This is a genomic window from Thermodesulfovibrio sp. TK500a, from assembly GCF_055381765.1.
The window spans coordinates 591,337-607,838 of sequence record NZ_AP041606.1 but is presented as its reverse complement, the minus strand read 5'-3'; the positions used below and the strand labels follow the sequence as shown (position 1 = coordinate 607,838).

Genomic DNA, 16,502 nt, shown 5'->3' with positions numbered 1-16,502 from the left:
GGATATGGGCAAGGAACTTAAATTTTTTGTTGAACAAATAATGAGAGAGAAGGGCATTTCAAAGGATGCAGTGATAGAGCTCCTTGAGACAGCTCTTATTTCGGCAATAAGAAAAAAATACGGAAATAAATCTTCAATTAAGATAAAAATTGACTCACAGAGTTTTGACATAAATATATTTGAGTTAAAGAAAGTAGTTGAAAAAGTTAACGATCCCTATACGGAAATCTCAATAGATGAAGTTAAACAGAAATATGTTGACAAAGGCATTGGAGACACTGTAGAAGTTCCTCTCTCAATTCAGGATTTTGGTAGAATTGCTGTGCAGACGGCAAAGCATGTTCTTTTTCAGAAAATTAAAGAGATTGAACGTTCTGTAATCTACGAGGAATTTAAGGATAAAGTCGGAACTGTTGTAAGCGGAACTGTTTTAAGAAAGGAAAAGGGTAATCTTTACATTCTCGTTGGTAATGCAGAAGCAATACTGCCAGAAAGAGAACTTCTGCCCCAGGACAATTTAAAGAGAGGAGATATAGTTAAAGCCTATATCGTAGAAGTAAAACAAACATCGAGAGAGCCAATAATAAAACTTTCAAGGACACATCCCAATTTTGTAAAAGGGCTTTTCACAATTGAAGTGCCAGAAATTCAAGACGGTATTGTAGAAATAATTGGCATTGCAAGAGACCCCGGTGAGCGAACTAAAATAGCCGTTACTTCTAAAGACTCTGCTGTTGACCCCGTTGGTGCTTGTGTTGGCATGAAAGGAACGAGAGTTCAGGCTGTTGTAAGAGAGTTAAAGGGAGAGAGAATAGACATAATTCCTTACAGCAATGACATGAGCCTCTTTATTGCTAAAGCTTTAACTCCTGCGACGGTTTTAAAAGTTGGAATAAACGAGGCAGAAAGGACTGCCGTAGTTGTTGTGGAAAACGAACAACTCTCTCTGGCAATAGGAAAGAAAGGGCAGAATGTCAGACTTGCCTCAAGGCTTACAGGGTGGAGCATAGATGTGTTAAGTGAATCCGAATACGCACAGATTAAGATAAAGGAAGTTGATAAAACACTGAAAGAAAACTTGCAGAAAGAAGAAAATGCAAAGGATTAATGAACTCAAAGGGATTAGACCTTCCCATTCAATACATAAAAGGAGTAGGTCCTAAGAAAGCCCTTCTTCTTCAAAAGTTAGGCATCAAAACAGTAAAAGACGCGGTCTATTATTTACCTTTTCAATATGAAGACAGAAGAAACAGAAAGAAAATTTTTGAGATACAGCCAGGCGAGCCCGTATCTATTGAAGGAAAGATAGTTCAGATAAATGAGACCAAACCGAAACCGAACCTTTCAATCCTTGAAATAGTAGTCTCAGACAAAACGGGTTTTATAAAGGCCAAGTGGTTTAATCAAGGTTATCTTAAGAAAATTTTTAAAGAGAAGCAAAGTATCAGAATTTTTGGAAAGCCCCAACTTGATTTCAGAGGAGTATATCTTGAAATTTTAAATCCTCACTATGAATTAACAGACGACGATTCTAACTCTACGGACTGTAAGATTGTTCCAGTATATCGTCTAACGGAAGGTGTCTCTCAAAAACAGCTTCAATCCATAATTGAAAATACCTTAGATTTTGCATTGCCTTTCATAGAAGATTATGTCCCAGAGAATATCATAAAAAAATTAGAGATGCCATCTCTCAGAGAAGCAATCAGCAATGTCCATTCTCCTCCTGAAAATGTTGACATTAAGCTTCTAAATGAATGGAAATCTATATATCACCGTAGACTTGTTTTCAATGAGATGTTTCTTTTGCAATTAGGAATTCTTCTTCTGAAAAGGAACAGACTTGCTGAGAAGGGGTTATCTCTAAAACCAGAAGGTAAACTTTTACAGAAGTTTCTCTCGCAAATTCCCTTCAAGCTCACTTCTGCTCAGAAGAGGGTTATCGATGAGATAGTTGAGGATATGGGGAAACCTACTCCTATGAATAGACTACTGCAGGGAGATGTAGGTTCAGGAAAGACTGTTGTAGCTCTCGCAGCAATGCTTACAGCCGTTGAATGCGGATATCAGTCTGCTCTCATGGCACCTACAGAGATTTTAGCGGAGCAGCACTTTTTTAACATATCTAACATGCTCAAAGGATTGCCCGTAAACGTTACAATCCTAACTTCCCTATACAACAGAGGAGCGAATCTGATTGCCTCTGGTGCTGCAGATATCGTTATAGGAACGCATGCTCTTATTCAAGAGGGGATAATTTTTAGAAAATTAGGGCTTGTTGTAATCGATGAACAGCACAGATTTGGAGTCATACAGAGAGCCTTGCTGAAGAAGAAAGGCACATCTCCAGACACTCTTGTAATGACTGCTACTCCCATACCAAGAACTATGGCTCTTACAGTATACGGCGACTTAGACTACTCCGTCTTAGACGAACTTCCTCCTGGAAGAAAACCTGTAATAACAAAAGTAGTAGATTCTGAAAACAAAAAACTAATATACCGAATGATTGAAGATGAAATAAATTCTGGCGGGCAGGTATATGTAGTCTATCCACTCATAGAAGAATCTGAGACTATGGACTTAAAATCTGCTACGCAGGGATATGAGGCTTTACAAAGGATTTTTCCCTCTTTCAAGGTCGGACTACTTCATGGGAAAATGCCGGCAAAACAGAGAGAGGAGGTAATGAGAGATTTCCGTAACGGCAAAATAGATATCTTGGTTGCGACTACTGTCATTGAAGTTGGCGTAGATGTTCCAAATGCTACTTTAATGATAATAACGCATGCTGAAAGATTCGGACTTGCTCAGCTTCATCAACTGAGGGGGAGAGTTGGAAGGGGACAAAGGCCATCAAAGTGTATTCTAATTCCTTACAAAACAACTGAAGAGGCAAAACTGAGGCTAAGGGCAATGATTAATTATACTGACGGTTTTAAAATTGCCGAAGAAGATATGAAGATAAGAGGTCCTGGTGAAATATTTGGAGTAAAACAGTCTGGCATGCCAGATTTAAAAATTGCTGATTTTTTAAGAGACAGGGACATACTCGAAATTGCAAGAACAGAGGCAGAGAGACTTCTGCAAGAAAACCCTACTTTGAAAGCAGTTTCATCTCTGCAGGCTCAACTGCAGGAATACTGGCGAGATAGAGTTGACATTTTTATGACAGCCTGAAGCTCTGGGAGTAACTGTTTTGAATGTCAATTCTGTTTTTTCCTGATTTTTTAGCTTGATAAAGAGCCATATCAGCCCTATTTATTGACTCTGTTATATCTTCATTATACTGCACTTCTGTGATGCCGATGCTTACTGTTATGTAAATTTTCTCTTGTCCAACTCTGACTGGTTTTTTTGCAATACCACGCCTTACTCTTTCCATAGCCATATAGGCTTTTATTTCATCGGTTTCTGGAAGCACCACAAGAAACTCCTCTCCGCCATAACGAGAAACGACATCGCAGCTTCTTAAAAAGTTTTTCATCTGAACTGCCACATGATTTAAGACCCTGTCACCAATAACGTGTCCATATGTGTCATTTATTGACTTAAAGTTGTCAATATCGACCATTGCAATTGAGAGAGGACTCCCACTTCTATGAGCTCTTGAAATTTCCTCTTTTAGCCTGTTTATGCCTGTAGTTCTGTTGTATACAGAAGTTAACTCATCAAAATAAAGCTGATTTTCTACCTTTTCAAAAGATTTTTGAATAATTTTTTCAACATTTCTCCTCATTACTCTTGCTAATATAAAATTAAAAGAAAGAGCAAATATGAAAGAGAATGTGATCATCAGCATTGTTTCTTTGTAGTCGTAGCCTAAGAGATAGAGTATTCCTGAAAGCGTTAATAGGAAAAACACGATGTTAAGAACTATGAATTTATTTAAATCTCTCAATAGAGTAAACACAACAGCTCTCGGATTCATTTGTGCCTCCTTGAGTATTTTCTTTAATTAGTTGCAAGAGATGTGCCAGAATTTAGTGGTTAAATTTTGTTGATTTTTCTAAATCGGACTGTCAAAAATTAGGCATTTTTTAACCCATAGGGTCAATTTTTCCACTCTAACGATGAAAAAACTAAAGCCATACGGTTTTTTCAAAGTCAAACAACCCTTCAACAAAATGATTGGTTGTGCCTCGGTAGCCGACTTTCAGGCTTTCTTCAAGATTGAAAAACTTAAGGCATGTTCCGCAGGTGAATATCTCGGCGCCTTTTTCTTCAATCTTTTTTAATATATCGATAAACTCTTCATCCACTGTTGAGAGTTTTACAGCTGTATTCATGAGAAATATCATGTCAGGAATCTGATTAGTAGCTAATAAGGTCTCGAGAAAAGCTTTCATCAATATTTTTCCAAGGTTTTCATCCTTACCAATAACATCAGATGTTATTACAAGGAGTAGTTTTTTGCTCTTTTTGTCCTCACTCTTTGTTATTCTACATGCGTAGCCTTTAATAATTTTAACAATCCAGAGATTATCTTGATGTTCTATTTCATTATAATAGCCAAATCTTTCGGCATATCTTTTCAGATTTTCCGCTGAAGCTTCATTGTCAACAATAACTTTAATGAAACCTTCTTCAATTTTGCTCAAAGCTTCCTCGGCGAGAATAATTGGTTTTGGACAGCCAAGCCCTCTTGCATCTATAGTTTGCATCGCTCCTCCTATTGCTATAGATTGATAAAATTTATCATCTTTCGAGATAATTTGTGAAATAGATATTACTGATTGATTTCTGATTAAGTATAGATTTTTTCGTTAGGAGTAGAGTTTGTCTCTTTTAATATTTAAACTTAGATGGTAGAATATTAACTATGAAAAGATTAGAAATAGTCATAATAAGGATACTCGAGAGACTTCTTTGGGAAAGCAGACTAATTCTCATTCTTGCCGTCATATCTTCTCTCATTGCCGCCACATTTCTTGTTTTATTGGGGACATATGATATTTTGCTTCTGATAAAAAAAACTTTATTTCTTGAGGTTAGTAGCATAGAATACCTCCAGAAAGAGTCCATAACAAAGATAATTGGCGCTATAGATAATTATTTAATAGCCACTGTACTCCTGATTTTTGGATTAGGCTTATATGAATTGTTTATCAGCAAAATTCAGCATATTGAGGAAGATACTAAATCGTCCAAAATTCTCATGATTCATTCTCTTGACCAGTTAAAAGACAAGATTGCAAAGGTAATAATAATGGTTCTCATAGTAACTTTTTTCAAATACTCTATAAGCCAAGAAAGCTGGAATATGACTAATCTGCTTTTCCTTGCCATAGGCATTCTTCTAATCGCCTTTTCATTTTATCTGGTAAATATAAAAAAATCAGATGGAAGTTAGAAGTTGGCAATAAAAAATGCGTGTTAAAATAAACTTTTGTGCTGAGAATTTGAAACCTGTAAATCTTCCACTGCACTACAATGAAATAATTCAGGGATTTATTTACTCGTCACTTGAAAGCTGGATAGCAGAACACTTACATAATCAAGGTTTTATAGACCCTGAAACAGAAAGAAGATTTAAAATGTTCACCTTTTCAAGACTTATTCCAGAGGGAAAATTTGAAATTAGAAGTGGCAAGATTAGAATTTTTGGAAATATTAATCTTACCGTAGCATCTCCACTTGGAGAATTCATTGAGTCCTTTGCAATGAACATGATTCGAACTCAAGTATTTACTTTAGCGGGGCAGAAATTTATCGTAAATTCTGTCTCAGTTGAGGGATTGCCAGAATACAAGGAAAACATAATAGTTGAAACTTTATCGCCAATTACCGTTTACAGCACACTTCTTACTCATGATGGAAGGAAGAAGACTTACTACTTTAGCCCCTTTGAGGAGGATTTCGAACGCTTAATCATTGAAAATTTAAGTAAGAAATTAAGGGCTCTCACAGGAGAGGAGATGAACGAGGGCTCAATCAGACCAATAAGAGTTAACTCGAGGAATCAAAAGATAGTGTTTTACAAAGGCACAGTAATAAAAGGATGGGATGGCATTTTTGAACTAAGACTGCCTGAAAAGCTCTTTAATCTTGCCTTTGACACAGGACTCGGTGCAAAGAACAGTCAAGGATTTGGATGTATTGAGTCGCGGAGGGGGTAGATAAGAAGCGAAAATATAGACTTCAGAACAATTTTACCAATATTTGAATTAAAAATTTTTTAGAAATTTAGTTGAATTTAAGTCCTAATTTTTGATATTTTTAAGAGAAATGATAGAATCATTGCTTCAAATCGGAAAAGAACTCTTGAGAGAACAAGCAGATGTTGGTGATTTTGTCAGAGCTTTAGCAGAAGACATTTCAAAAGAAAAAAATAACAAAAAGCAACATTTAGTAATATTGAATATTTCACGGAGTGGTGACTTAGAGAGCTATAGTCTTGATATTGAACTCGAGGAAATATCAGATGAAACCCCTGTTAAATATCTTTGGGTTGGTAACTCCCCTTCAAATTCTGAACAAGACAAGTTAACAACTAATAATTTAGAATACTTAATATCTCAAACAATTCCTAATCTTATTAAAAAATTGCCTGATTGTGATTTGAAGGAAACCTTAAAAAAATTAAAAGAATCCATTTATTTTGATCTGGGAGATAAAGAATCAATTAGTTCAACAGAGAATCAATACGAAAGATACAGATACATATGGGATTTATCTAAAATAGGAATGGATTTTTACCCCGAAAAAGTAATCAACAAGGTTAAAGAGGAATATTCTGGAAGAAGGGCAAAAAAAGCTGTAGAGATCGTATCAAATGAACTAATGAATCATATAAAGAAAGAGACAAACTTGAATAAAAATGAAATATCTCTATTTACTCTTAGTTTGAATGGACAATTACTAATCAACTATGATAACTACCAAAAATATATTTACAGTAGTCTAATAGATGATATTTTTATCAACAATAAAGATGAAGGATTATGTCATGTATGTGGTTCAGAAGGCGAGGTAACTTGGAATACAACAAAGTTTTGGTTTAAGTTCTATATAACTGACAAAGTTGGTTTCTCGAGTAACCTAAAGGGAAATAAAAATTTTTTGAAAAATTATGCGATTTGCAGGAATTGTTATGAATCCATATTAGCGGCTGAGTCATTCATTAAAAACAAAATGAAAATCTATTTTGCTAAATCAAATGTCTATATTTTGCCTGCATTTCATCTATCTCAAAAGCTCCCATTTTTTAAAATTGAACGATGGTCTAACTATTTCAAGGATAAGTTTTCAGCATCAGCGAGCCTTGGTGGTTTACATGAATTCCAGAAGAGAATAGAAGATTACATAATTTATGAAAATTATCAGGACAATTTTATGTTAAACTTCCTTTTTGCTGAGAAAAAACAGGCTGAATTAAAAGTTTATCAATTGATACAGGATGTCCCCCCAAGCAGGTTAGATGAGATAAGAGAAAAAGCAATTGAGGTTCAAAATTTAGGTTTCAATATTTTTAATGACCGCAATATGTATCTTTCTCTTGGAAAAATTTATTACTTATTTTCTATTGGAAAGAGTATCAGTAAAAAAACGAAATTTACATTAACATTTTATTATCAAGTTTTTAGTAATATTCCATTCCATTATCAAGTTTTGATAAAAGAATTCATTGAAAGAATTCGTGAAATAAGATTTGATACAGATTTTAAAGATTATAATTTTTCTCAGACTTTAGTATTCCAAAATCTTCTTCTGATTTATCTTGAAAAACTAAAATTATTGGATAGAGGTGAAAGAATGAATGATACTCAAGAATATTTAAGTTCTTTAGAATTAGATGAAAATATTACTACTTTTCTCAGAGAGTCTAAATACTCTGAACAGATGGCATCACTCTTTTTATTAGGCTTACTTATTGGAGAAATCGGAGCTGAACAATATAAAAAGGGAGATAAAAAGAAAGCGATATTGAATAAGGTGAGTTTTCAAGGAATGGATTTGAACAAACTCATAAGATTATTTAATGATGTTTATGAAAAGATGAGACAATATAGGATTTTGATATCAAGAAATGAAAAAATATACTGTTTGGCAAAGAATTTATTTGAGACAAACAAACTTAAATGGAGTTTAACTCCTCAAGACAATGTATTTTATGTCCTTTCAGGATACAGTTTTAAAACTTACAAGGCAATTATTAGTGGAATACAAAAAGAAAGCTTAGAGAATAAAGAGGAGGAAGCAAATGGAAAAGAATAGTCAAAAAATATTAGACAGTGAAATAATTTTTCTTTATGATGCAAAAATGTGTAATCCCAATGGAGACCCAGATGAAGAAAACAAGCCACGCATGGATTATATCACGAATAGAAATCTTGTAAGTGATGTTAGATTGAAGAGATATATAAGAGACTACTTGCAATCTAAAGGTTTGGAAATATGGATTTCAAAATTAGATGATGAAATAGTTGATGCTACAAAAAGGTTAGAAGCTTTAGCTGGAACGTATAAGACTGAAACACACAAAGAGGTTGACATAAAAAAGCCTGATAAAGAATTTATAGATTGGTTATTAAAGACTCTCATTGATGTTAGATTATTTGGCGCAACAATGCCTATAAAAGGTGGTGAAGAAAGAGGAGGAGGAGTCAATTTCACCGGCCCTGTACAGTTTGCATGGGGATACTCTCTAAATCCTGTTGAAATAGTTCCATCCTCATCAATTACTTCAACATTTGCAGGAAGGGGAGAGGAATATGGGACTATAGGTAAAGATTGGAGAGTTTATTACTCTTTTATAGCATTTTATGGAATTATTAGCTCAAAAAGAGCTGAAAAAACTGGTTTATCTCTAAATGACATAAAAACACTTGACAACGCATTGATTGAAGCTATTCCGTCAGAAGCAACTACAAGAAGTAAATTAGGACAAACTCCAAGACTACTTATGCGTGTTGAGTATAAGGAAGGAGCTTATATTGGAGATTTAAGAAGATATATTTCTTTAAAAGCTAAAAATGGCTTCAATCTTGAGAGCATAAGAGATATAAATGAATTTGAGCTAAATATAGATGAGCTCTATAAAATTTTTGAATCTAATAGTGAAAGGATTAACTCCATTTATCTGTGGATTCATCCTGAATTATCTATTGCTGAGGATAAGTTAAAAGAATCTAAAGAGGATGAAAAAAAATTAAAAGACAAGATTGCCTTACTTCCACATAAAGAAAAATGACAAAAAGTATGTTAATTTTTGATTTAGAAGGGACAATTGCACATTTTAGGAGATTCTATACAAATTCATCTTCTCTGTCTTACTCTTTTCCTCCGAGGACTGTCTTAACTGGTTTAATTGCTGCAGTTCTTGGACATGAGCGTGACTCTTATTATGAGATTTTTAGTTCGGATAACTGTAAGATTGGTTTGGCAATAAGAAAGCCAATTCGTAAGATTATACAAACAGTAAACTATATAAGAACTAAAAATGAAAAAGAGGTGACCGGTTATGGCGGACACACTCAAGTTCCGGTTGAATTTGTACTGCCAATTGAAGATATATTGCAATATAGAGTATATTTTTTACACAATGATCTAAACATAGTAAACAAACTCTACGATACAATAATGACAGGCAATTATTATTATCCTCCTTATCTCGGCATTTCAGAATGCCCTGCAGTTTTGAAATACTTAGATTTAACATCAGATTTTGAACTAATATCAACTTCAGAAAGATTTGAAATATGCACAATCATACCAACAGAAAACATTGAATCAATTGATTTCAAGGCAAGCTATAAATTTATAAAAGAAGACAGAGTTCCTACAGAGTTCAGCACAGAAAGAAGAATTACTAAGGTTGGAGCATATATTTTTGAAAAAAATTGTAAAAAAATACCAAATGTAAAAATTAAAGGAGAACTATTCATCGTCTCCTACACAGAAGGCCTGAATAAAGTTCAAGAGTACGGTATTTTTTTGTAATGACTCAAATTTATTTTTATTCACATCCTGAAATTTTATTAAAGGATCATCTTAGAATTGTAGGAGAAAATGCTAAACTTTATGTTTCTCAAATAAATGGAAAATTATCCGAACTCTCGGAATTAGCTTTAATAATAGGTAATTGTCATGATTTCGGTAAATTTACATCATTTTTTCAGAACCATTTATTAGGGAAACCGTCTGATTCAAGAGCACATCACTCCCTTTTATCAGCTATTTTTGCAGCATATATAATAAAAAAGAAATTAGAAGAGAAATTCTTTTCAAATTTAAGATATAAAGATTTCCTTCCTATAATTTCATTTTTAGTTGTGTACAGACATCATGGAGATTTAAAAAGTCCAGATGAGATAATTCCAAGAGCAAAAGAAATTGAGGATTATCCCAAGTTAGAGAAAATCTCAGTTTCTGTGAAGGAAGAAATATCCATCTTGAGTGAGCAGATAAAAGATATAAATAAAAATTTTCCTATCATCAAAGATGAGTTGATTTCAATTGGGTTAGACATTGATGAAGCTTTTTTTCAGGACAAAACAATAATAGAAATCTTTAAACATCTTGATATGTTAAAATATCAACTTTTAGAAGGAGATCGATTAGAAAGCGATGACAAAATGAATCTCTATTTCATCACATTACTCCTTTTTTCAGCCTTGATTGATGCCGACAAAAAATCAGCAGGACGAGAAAGGGCTGTTCAATCTTCAAGTAAAGAAATTCCATTTGATTTAGTAGATAGATATTTACGAGAGAAATTTATGCTTAGTGATTCTAAAATAAATAGTATTCGATGGGAAATATACAGGAGAGTGAATCAAAAAGTTAATAGTATATCAGTGGATGAACAGAGAATATTTACCTTAACTGCACCCACCGGATGTGGGAAAACTCTTACGGCTCTATCATTTGCTTTAAAACTCCGTGATAAGATAAATAAAGAAACAGGATTAAAACCAAAAATTATTTACTCTCTGCCTTTCATAACAATAATTGAGCAAAATTACAATGTCTTTTGCGATGTTCTAAGTTTATTAGGAGACGATTTCTTTCAAAATAAATCTAATTACATAATCAAACATCATCATTTAGCTGATATGGAGTATAGAGAAAATGATGAATACAGACCGATTGAAGAAGCTTTACTGCTTAAAGAATCTTGGGATTCTGAGATAATTGTTACAACATTTATTCAATTTTTACACAGTGTGATAGCTTATAAAAATAGTTTTTTAAAAAAATTTCACAACATTGCAGGAAGCATAATTATTTTAGATGAAGTTCAAAATATACCTATTGAATATTGGAACTTAGTAGATAAAGTACTTCACAAATTAACAGAATTTATTGGTTGCTGGGTAGTATTAATGACAGCAACAAAGCCATTACTTCTACATGAAAAAGCAGTAGAGCTCATTGATGATAATGAAAGATATTTTAGAGAATTAAACAGAGTGTGTCTTAAACCTATTGTTAAAGAAATATCAACTGATGAATTTATAGAAAAATTCAAGTATGAGATCGAGAATAAGGCAACTTTGATTGTTTCAAATACAATAGCTAAGTCAATAGAGATTTATATCACCCTCAAAGGAAAATTAAACTACGAAGGCTTCACAGAATTAGAAAAAGAAAATGGTAAGAAAAGAAGACTTGAGTATGAGGAACTGATGGAGACTTATAAAAACAAACAGACGATTTTCTATCTTTCAACAAACATTACTCCTCTTCAAAGGGCTATAAGAATAAAAATTCTTAATGAACTTATGAGACAGGGGAAAAAACCAATTTTGGTTTCAACCCAAGTCGTTGAAGCGGGCGTTGACCTTGACTTTGATTTAGTATTCAGGGACATTGGACCTTTAGATTCAGTCATTCAAGTTGCTGGTAGATGTAATAGAAATTATAAATTTGATAAACCAAGGGACATTTATATACTAAATCTGATGGACGGTAAATCAGAATATGTTTATGGTAAAATTCATCTTTGGATTGCCAGGGAGCTTTTAAAGACAACCATACAGGAGAAAAATTTTTACGAACTGATAAATCAATATTTTTCCAAAGTCAAAGAGAAAATTAGCAATGATAAATCAAAATATATCCTTGAAGCTATTGAGTCACTAAACTTTTATCACAGTAATTTACGAAATATTAGCGATTTTCAGATTATTAGTGAAAAAGGAAGATTTGTTGATATTTTTGTTGAATTAGATGACAATAGCTCTCAAATAAAGGATAAATTTATTGAATGTGTATTGAATCAAAAAGACATTGCAGAGCGGAAAAAATCTTACCTTAAATTGAGAAGAAAATTCTATGAATATGTAGTTTCTGTAAGAGAACGAAGATTAATGGATAATGTAGCTCCAAGAATTGAAAAATCTGAATTTTATTTTGTACCTTACTTACAGCTTGAAAGCTACTATGATATTGAAACAGGTTATAAGCATATCTCAACTGTAGATATTCTCTAATGACTCTTCCATCACCCACTCTCATATGGTATTACTACATCTGTCCCAGAGAGGTCTGGCTCATGAGTAGGCATCTTGAGCCCTACCAAGCAAATCCATTCATCGAGCTTGGAAGGCTTATAAGTAATGAAGCATATGCAAAAGAGCGAAAAGAAGTGATAATCCAAACACCAGAGCAATCTGGAGGCATGGTGATAGATTTGGTAAAAACTGAAGGTGCTGAGGTCGTTGTGGCAGAGGTAAAGAAAAGCTCCCGTTTTGAAAAATCTGCTCGTATGCAGCTTGCCTATTATCTTATGAGGCTTAAGATGCTTGGGATTGAGGCACGGGGAGAGCTCCTTTTTCCAAAAGAGAGAAAGAAAGTAACTGTAGAGCTCACAGAGGATATTAAAGAAGAGTTAAAAATTGCAATTGATGAAATTAAAAGAATTATTGAACAGGATAGAGCTCCTAAGCCAAAATTAATAAAGTTTTGTAAAAAATGTGGTTATCAGGAGCTATGTTGGGCTTAAATTAAAAGAATGGTAAAATAGAGAATGCTTAGAGAAAAATTTAACGAATTACTTGACAAGACAGTTGAAGCATTAAAAAAACATTATAATGAACGTTTGATATCAGTTGTTCTTTTTGGCTCAGTGGCTAGAAAAAAACACAGACCAGACTCAGATATTGATTTATTGATAGTTGTTGAGAACTTACCAAAGTCAAGACTAAAACGTATTGAAGAGTTTGATAAAGTTGAAGAAGAAGTAGACCCTCTTATAGGTAGATTAAGAAAAGAGGGAATCTTTACTTCTTTATCACCAATAATTCGTGCTCCCGAGGAGATTAGACAGGGTAGTTTTCTTTTTTTAGACTTAATAGAAGATGGAAGGATTCTTTTTGATCGTAATGATTTTTTTAAAGACTACATTCATAACCTTAGAGAGAAACTCAAACTTATTGATGCAAAGAGAGTCTGGCTTGGTAGTGCCTGGTATTGGATAATTAAGTCACACACAAAATCTGGAAAGAATATAGACCTATGAACCAAAGAAATCTTGCAATAAGTTATATGAAGAAAGCAAACGTAAGATTTCAAATGCTGGAATTTTTGCTTTCAAAAGAAGCTTTCTCAGACGTAATTAGAGAGGCTCAAGAGGTAGTAGAGCTTGTTACAAAGGCAATGCTTCGATTGAGAGGCATTGACCCTCCAAAATTTCACGACGTAAGTTTTCTGTTCATTGAGCACAAAGAAAGTTTCCCCGAAATTGGTGAAGACGAAATCGAGAGACTTGTTAGAATTTCAAAAAAACTCAGAAAGGAGAGGGAATTAGCTTTTTACGGAGACATAGACTTCATACCCACGGAGGAATATACTAACGAAGATGCAAAATTTGCCATCGAAGAGACAAAATTTGTAATCGAACTTGCATATAGATTATTGAGCGAATGATTTAAGTTTATTGAGGATGTCACGGCATAAGATAGTCTTTATGGATTAGATGAAATTGATTTGTTCAATGAGGATAATTTCTTGAAAAAATCAATCTACATATTCTCAGATGGCGAGCTCAAGCGAAAGGATAACACTCTCTATTTTGAAACAGAAGAAGGTAAAAAATACATACCCGTTGAAAACACTCGTGAGATTTTAGTATTTGGTGAAGTCACAATAAACAAACGTCTCCTTGAGTTTCTAACGGAATCTGAAATAATCCTTCACTTTTTTAATTACTACGGCTACTATGTAGGTTCTTTCTATCCAAGAGAGCATTTAAACTCTGGTTACATGATACTCAGGCAGGCAGAGCATTATCTTGATGAAAACAGAAGGCTAACTCTTGCAAAGAAGTTTGTATCTGGCGGAATTGAGAACATAATGAAAGTACTCATCTACTATGACAATCGTGGAAAATCTCTCAGAGAGAGCATTGAGCGAATTGAAAGCCTCTATGAGAAAGTGCCTGATTGTCAGAGCACCGAGGAGCTGATGGCTTTAGAGGGCAATGTAAGAGATTATTACTATAAGACATTTGACATCATACTTGATAACGAACATTTCATTTTTGAGTCGAGAACAAAGCGTCCTCCGAAAAACAGGCTTAATGCACTCATAAGCTTTGCCAACTCTCTTATCTATACTGTTTGTCTAAGCGAAATCTATCAGACCCATCTCGACCCTCGAATTGGATTTCTTCATACGACAAACTTTAGAAGATTCACTTTAAATCTTGATGTAGCAGAGATTTTTAAGCCAATTATTGCGGATAGAGTCATTTTTAGTTTGGTAAACAAAGGAATTATAAAAGCACAACACTTTGAGAAGAAACTTGAGGGAGTGGTGCTAAATGACAAGGGTAAGCAGCTGATTATACAAGAGATGGATGAGCGACTCAGGAGCACAATTCAGCATCGAAGGCTTGGAAGACATGTCTCATACAGGGAACTGATTAGGCTCGAGCTTTACAAAATTCAGAAGCATATCATGGAAGAGGAAGATTATAAACCTTTTGTCACGGGATGGTAAATGAAGATAATACTTGTATACGATATAAATGAAAAGAGAGTAGCAAAAGTGCTTAAGACCTGCAGGAAGTATCTACACTGGGTTCAAAATTCCGTTTTTGAGGGAGATATAAGTGAGGCCAAACTTGAGAAACTTAAGCTGGAACTCAGGAAAATCATTAATGAAAAAGAAGATTCGGTGATAATCTATACATTTCGCAATGCCTGGTATACAAAAAGAGAGACGATGGGTGTCAGGAAAGGAGGAGAGGAGTTAATAATTTAGGGTTTATCTGCTTAAGTTTAGCTACTTTGGTGGCATAGAGGTTTTAGTTTGCGAATTTCGTCTGCCCTCAATAGTGCAAAAATTCCGCTATTTCGACAACACGATTTGTCTTGAAAAATCAATTTTATTTTGATAAAATTTAAAAAATTTACACGTTCATTGACAAGGCGAAACTATTGATATTACAATATCCCAATTGGTTGCGAGCCTACCTATGAGGAATTGAAACGGTTGGGTGAAGTGGGTGAAGAAAATTGCAACTGGAGTTGCGAGCCTACCTATGAGGAATTGAAACTGAAAAAGCTCTGCAAGAGTTGATTGACAATAATAACGGTTGCGAGCCTACCTATGAGGAATTGAAACCTGCTTCGGTATCAGTTATCAGTTTTCCAACATGAGTTGCGAGCCTACCTATGAGGAATTGAAACACCATGATAATCAATCTAATACTGAACTACATCACAGTTGCGAGCCTACCTATGAGGAATTGAAACTGAAATTGAAATCTGAGAAAAAATGGCAGGGTAATAGTTGCGAGCCTACCTATGAGGAATTGAAACCTACTGGAAGCGGATCGTACTGAAAGAGGGTCGTTGCGTTGCGAGCCTACCTATGAGGAATTGAAACAGACAGCAGAGACAACGACACTGTCAATTTCTGTGGGTTGCGAGCCTACCTATGAGGAATTGAAACTAGTATCCGATGCATCTACAACATCATCACCCGGTTTGTTGCGAGCCTACCTATGAGGAATTGAAACTAATTTCTTTTCGCCTGTCAACCATTGTCTGAGGCGTTGCGAGCCTACCTATGAGGAATTGAAACCCATAGGTATCAGGACATAGTCTTCACCTATATATTTAGTTGCGAGCCTACCTATGAGGAATTGAAACCACTTTCAGCCTGAAAGTGTAAACCAAAGTGTAAACCGTTGCGAGCCTACCTATGAGGAATTGAAACGCCTCATCCCAATCAAGCTGAAAGCAAAAATCCTCGTTGCGAGCCTACCTATGAGGAATTGAAACTGTGAAGAACTGATGAGGGATGGCAGGCTCACACCAGGTTGCGAGCCTACCTATGAGGAATTGAAACCAAAGACGCCTGGCACTCCAGACACATACACAAATCGTTGCGAGCCTACCTATGAGGAATTGAAACAGGAGGCACTATAAGGAAGGGACTAAAAAACCTGACAAGGTTGCGAGCCTACCTATGAGGAATTGAAACAAAGGCATTGAGCATAGAGATGCAGCACTGCAGCTTGTTGCGAGCCTACCTATGAGGAATTGAAA

15 protein-coding genes and 1 CRISPR repeat array (1 of these 16 running past the window's edge) are annotated in these 16,502 nt (G+C 34.5%); of the genes, 13 read left to right on the top strand and 2 right to left on the bottom strand.

What is annotated here, in order from left to right:
- Nucleotides 1-4 precede the first annotated feature (4 nt).
- Together nusA and recG are read left to right on the top strand one after the other, a co-directional pair.
- Nucleotides 5-1,108: a transcription termination factor NusA gene (gene nusA, locus ACZ430_RS03180; protein WP_297212950.1), complete on the top strand. Its 1,104-nt coding sequence runs from the start codon at nt 5-7 to the stop codon at nt 1,106-1,108.
- Entirely contained in the window at nt 1,108-3,180 is a 2,073-nt protein-coding gene (gene recG / locus ACZ430_RS03175; RefSeq protein WP_297212948.1) for an ATP-dependent DNA helicase RecG, read from the top strand. Before nusA ends, recG begins: the two co-directional genes overlap by 1 nt.
- On the opposite strand, the gene ACZ430_RS03170 is transcribed toward recG, so the two are convergent.
- Both ACZ430_RS03170 and yedF read right to left on the bottom strand, forming a co-directional pair.
- A complete protein-coding gene (locus tag ACZ430_RS03170; RefSeq protein ID WP_297212946.1) occupies nt 3,167-3,931 on the bottom strand; it encodes a GGDEF domain-containing protein in 765 nt (254 codons plus the stop codon). The two genes, recG and ACZ430_RS03170, sit on opposite strands and share 14 nt — an antisense overlap.
- Before the next feature lie 151 nt (nt 3,932-4,082).
- The gene (gene yedF, locus ACZ430_RS03165) at nt 4,083-4,664 is read right to left on the bottom strand and encodes a sulfurtransferase-like selenium metabolism protein YedF (RefSeq protein WP_297212944.1); all 582 of its coding nucleotides are present in this window, start codon (nt 4,662-4,664) and stop codon (nt 4,083-4,085) included.
- Between the two features lie 158 nt (nt 4,665-4,822).
- On the opposite strand from yedF, the gene ACZ430_RS03160 reads away from it, so the two are divergent.
- The 11 genes from ACZ430_RS03160 (at nt 4,823) to cas2 (ending at nt 15,210) form a co-directional block, all read left to right on the top strand.
- Complete coding sequence (locus ACZ430_RS03160) at nt 4,823-5,353, top strand: YqhA family protein (protein WP_297212942.1); 531 nt, start codon at nt 4,823-4,825, stop codon at nt 5,351-5,353.
- 16 nt (nt 5,354-5,369) lie between these two features.
- On the top strand, nt 5,370-6,119 hold the full coding sequence (gene cas6, locus ACZ430_RS03155; protein WP_297212940.1) for a CRISPR-associated endoribonuclease Cas6: 750 nt from the start codon (nt 5,370-5,372) through the stop codon (nt 6,117-6,119).
- A 109-nt stretch (nt 6,120-6,228) separates the two neighbouring features.
- Nucleotides 6,229-8,217 (top strand): TIGR02556 family CRISPR-associated protein, encoded by a 1,989-nt coding sequence (locus ACZ430_RS03150; protein WP_297212938.1) that lies wholly within the window; start codon nt 6,229-6,231, stop codon nt 8,215-8,217.
- Complete coding sequence (gene cas7b, locus ACZ430_RS03145; RefSeq protein ID WP_297212937.1) at nt 8,204-9,193, top strand: type I-B CRISPR-associated protein Cas7/Csh2; 990 nt, start codon at nt 8,204-8,206, stop codon at nt 9,191-9,193. Before ACZ430_RS03150 ends, cas7b begins: the two co-directional genes overlap by 14 nt.
- A gap of 8 nt (nt 9,194-9,201) precedes the next feature.
- On the top strand, nt 9,202-9,942 hold the full coding sequence (cas5b, locus tag ACZ430_RS03140) for a type I-B CRISPR-associated protein Cas5b (RefSeq protein ID WP_297212935.1): 741 nt from the start codon (nt 9,202-9,204) through the stop codon (nt 9,940-9,942).
- A complete protein-coding gene (gene cas3 / locus ACZ430_RS03135) occupies nt 9,942-12,437 on the top strand; it encodes a CRISPR-associated helicase Cas3' (protein WP_464910688.1) in 2,496 nt (831 codons plus the stop codon). The genes cas5b and cas3 overlap by 1 nt, the downstream gene beginning before the upstream one ends.
- The gene (cas4, locus tag ACZ430_RS03130) at nt 12,437-12,949 is read left to right on the top strand and encodes a CRISPR-associated protein Cas4 (protein ID WP_297212931.1); all 513 of its coding nucleotides are present in this window, start codon (nt 12,437-12,439) and stop codon (nt 12,947-12,949) included. Before cas3 ends, cas4 begins: the two co-directional genes overlap by 1 nt.
- Before the next feature lie 24 nt (nt 12,950-12,973).
- Entirely contained in the window at nt 12,974-13,465 is a 492-nt protein-coding gene (locus tag ACZ430_RS03125) for a nucleotidyltransferase domain-containing protein (protein WP_464910687.1), read from the top strand.
- On the top strand, nt 13,462-13,872 hold the full coding sequence (locus ACZ430_RS03120) for a HEPN domain-containing protein (protein ID WP_297212927.1): 411 nt from the start codon (nt 13,462-13,464) through the stop codon (nt 13,870-13,872). Before ACZ430_RS03125 ends, ACZ430_RS03120 begins: the two co-directional genes overlap by 4 nt.
- A gap of 81 nt (nt 13,873-13,953) precedes the next feature.
- Nucleotides 13,954-14,946: a type I-B CRISPR-associated endonuclease Cas1b gene (gene cas1b / locus ACZ430_RS03115; protein ID WP_297212925.1), complete on the top strand. Its 993-nt coding sequence runs from the start codon at nt 13,954-13,956 to the stop codon at nt 14,944-14,946.
- Nucleotides 14,947-15,210, top strand: coding sequence for a CRISPR-associated endonuclease Cas2 (cas2, locus tag ACZ430_RS03110; protein WP_297212923.1), 264 nt, complete (start codon nt 14,947-14,949; stop codon nt 15,208-15,210).
- A gap of 199 nt (nt 15,211-15,409) precedes the next feature.
- Nucleotides 15,410-16,502: a CRISPR direct-repeat array (repeat unit 30 nt; unit sequence GTTGCGAGCCTACCTATGAGGAATTGAAAC) (it continues 2,114 nt past the right edge of the window).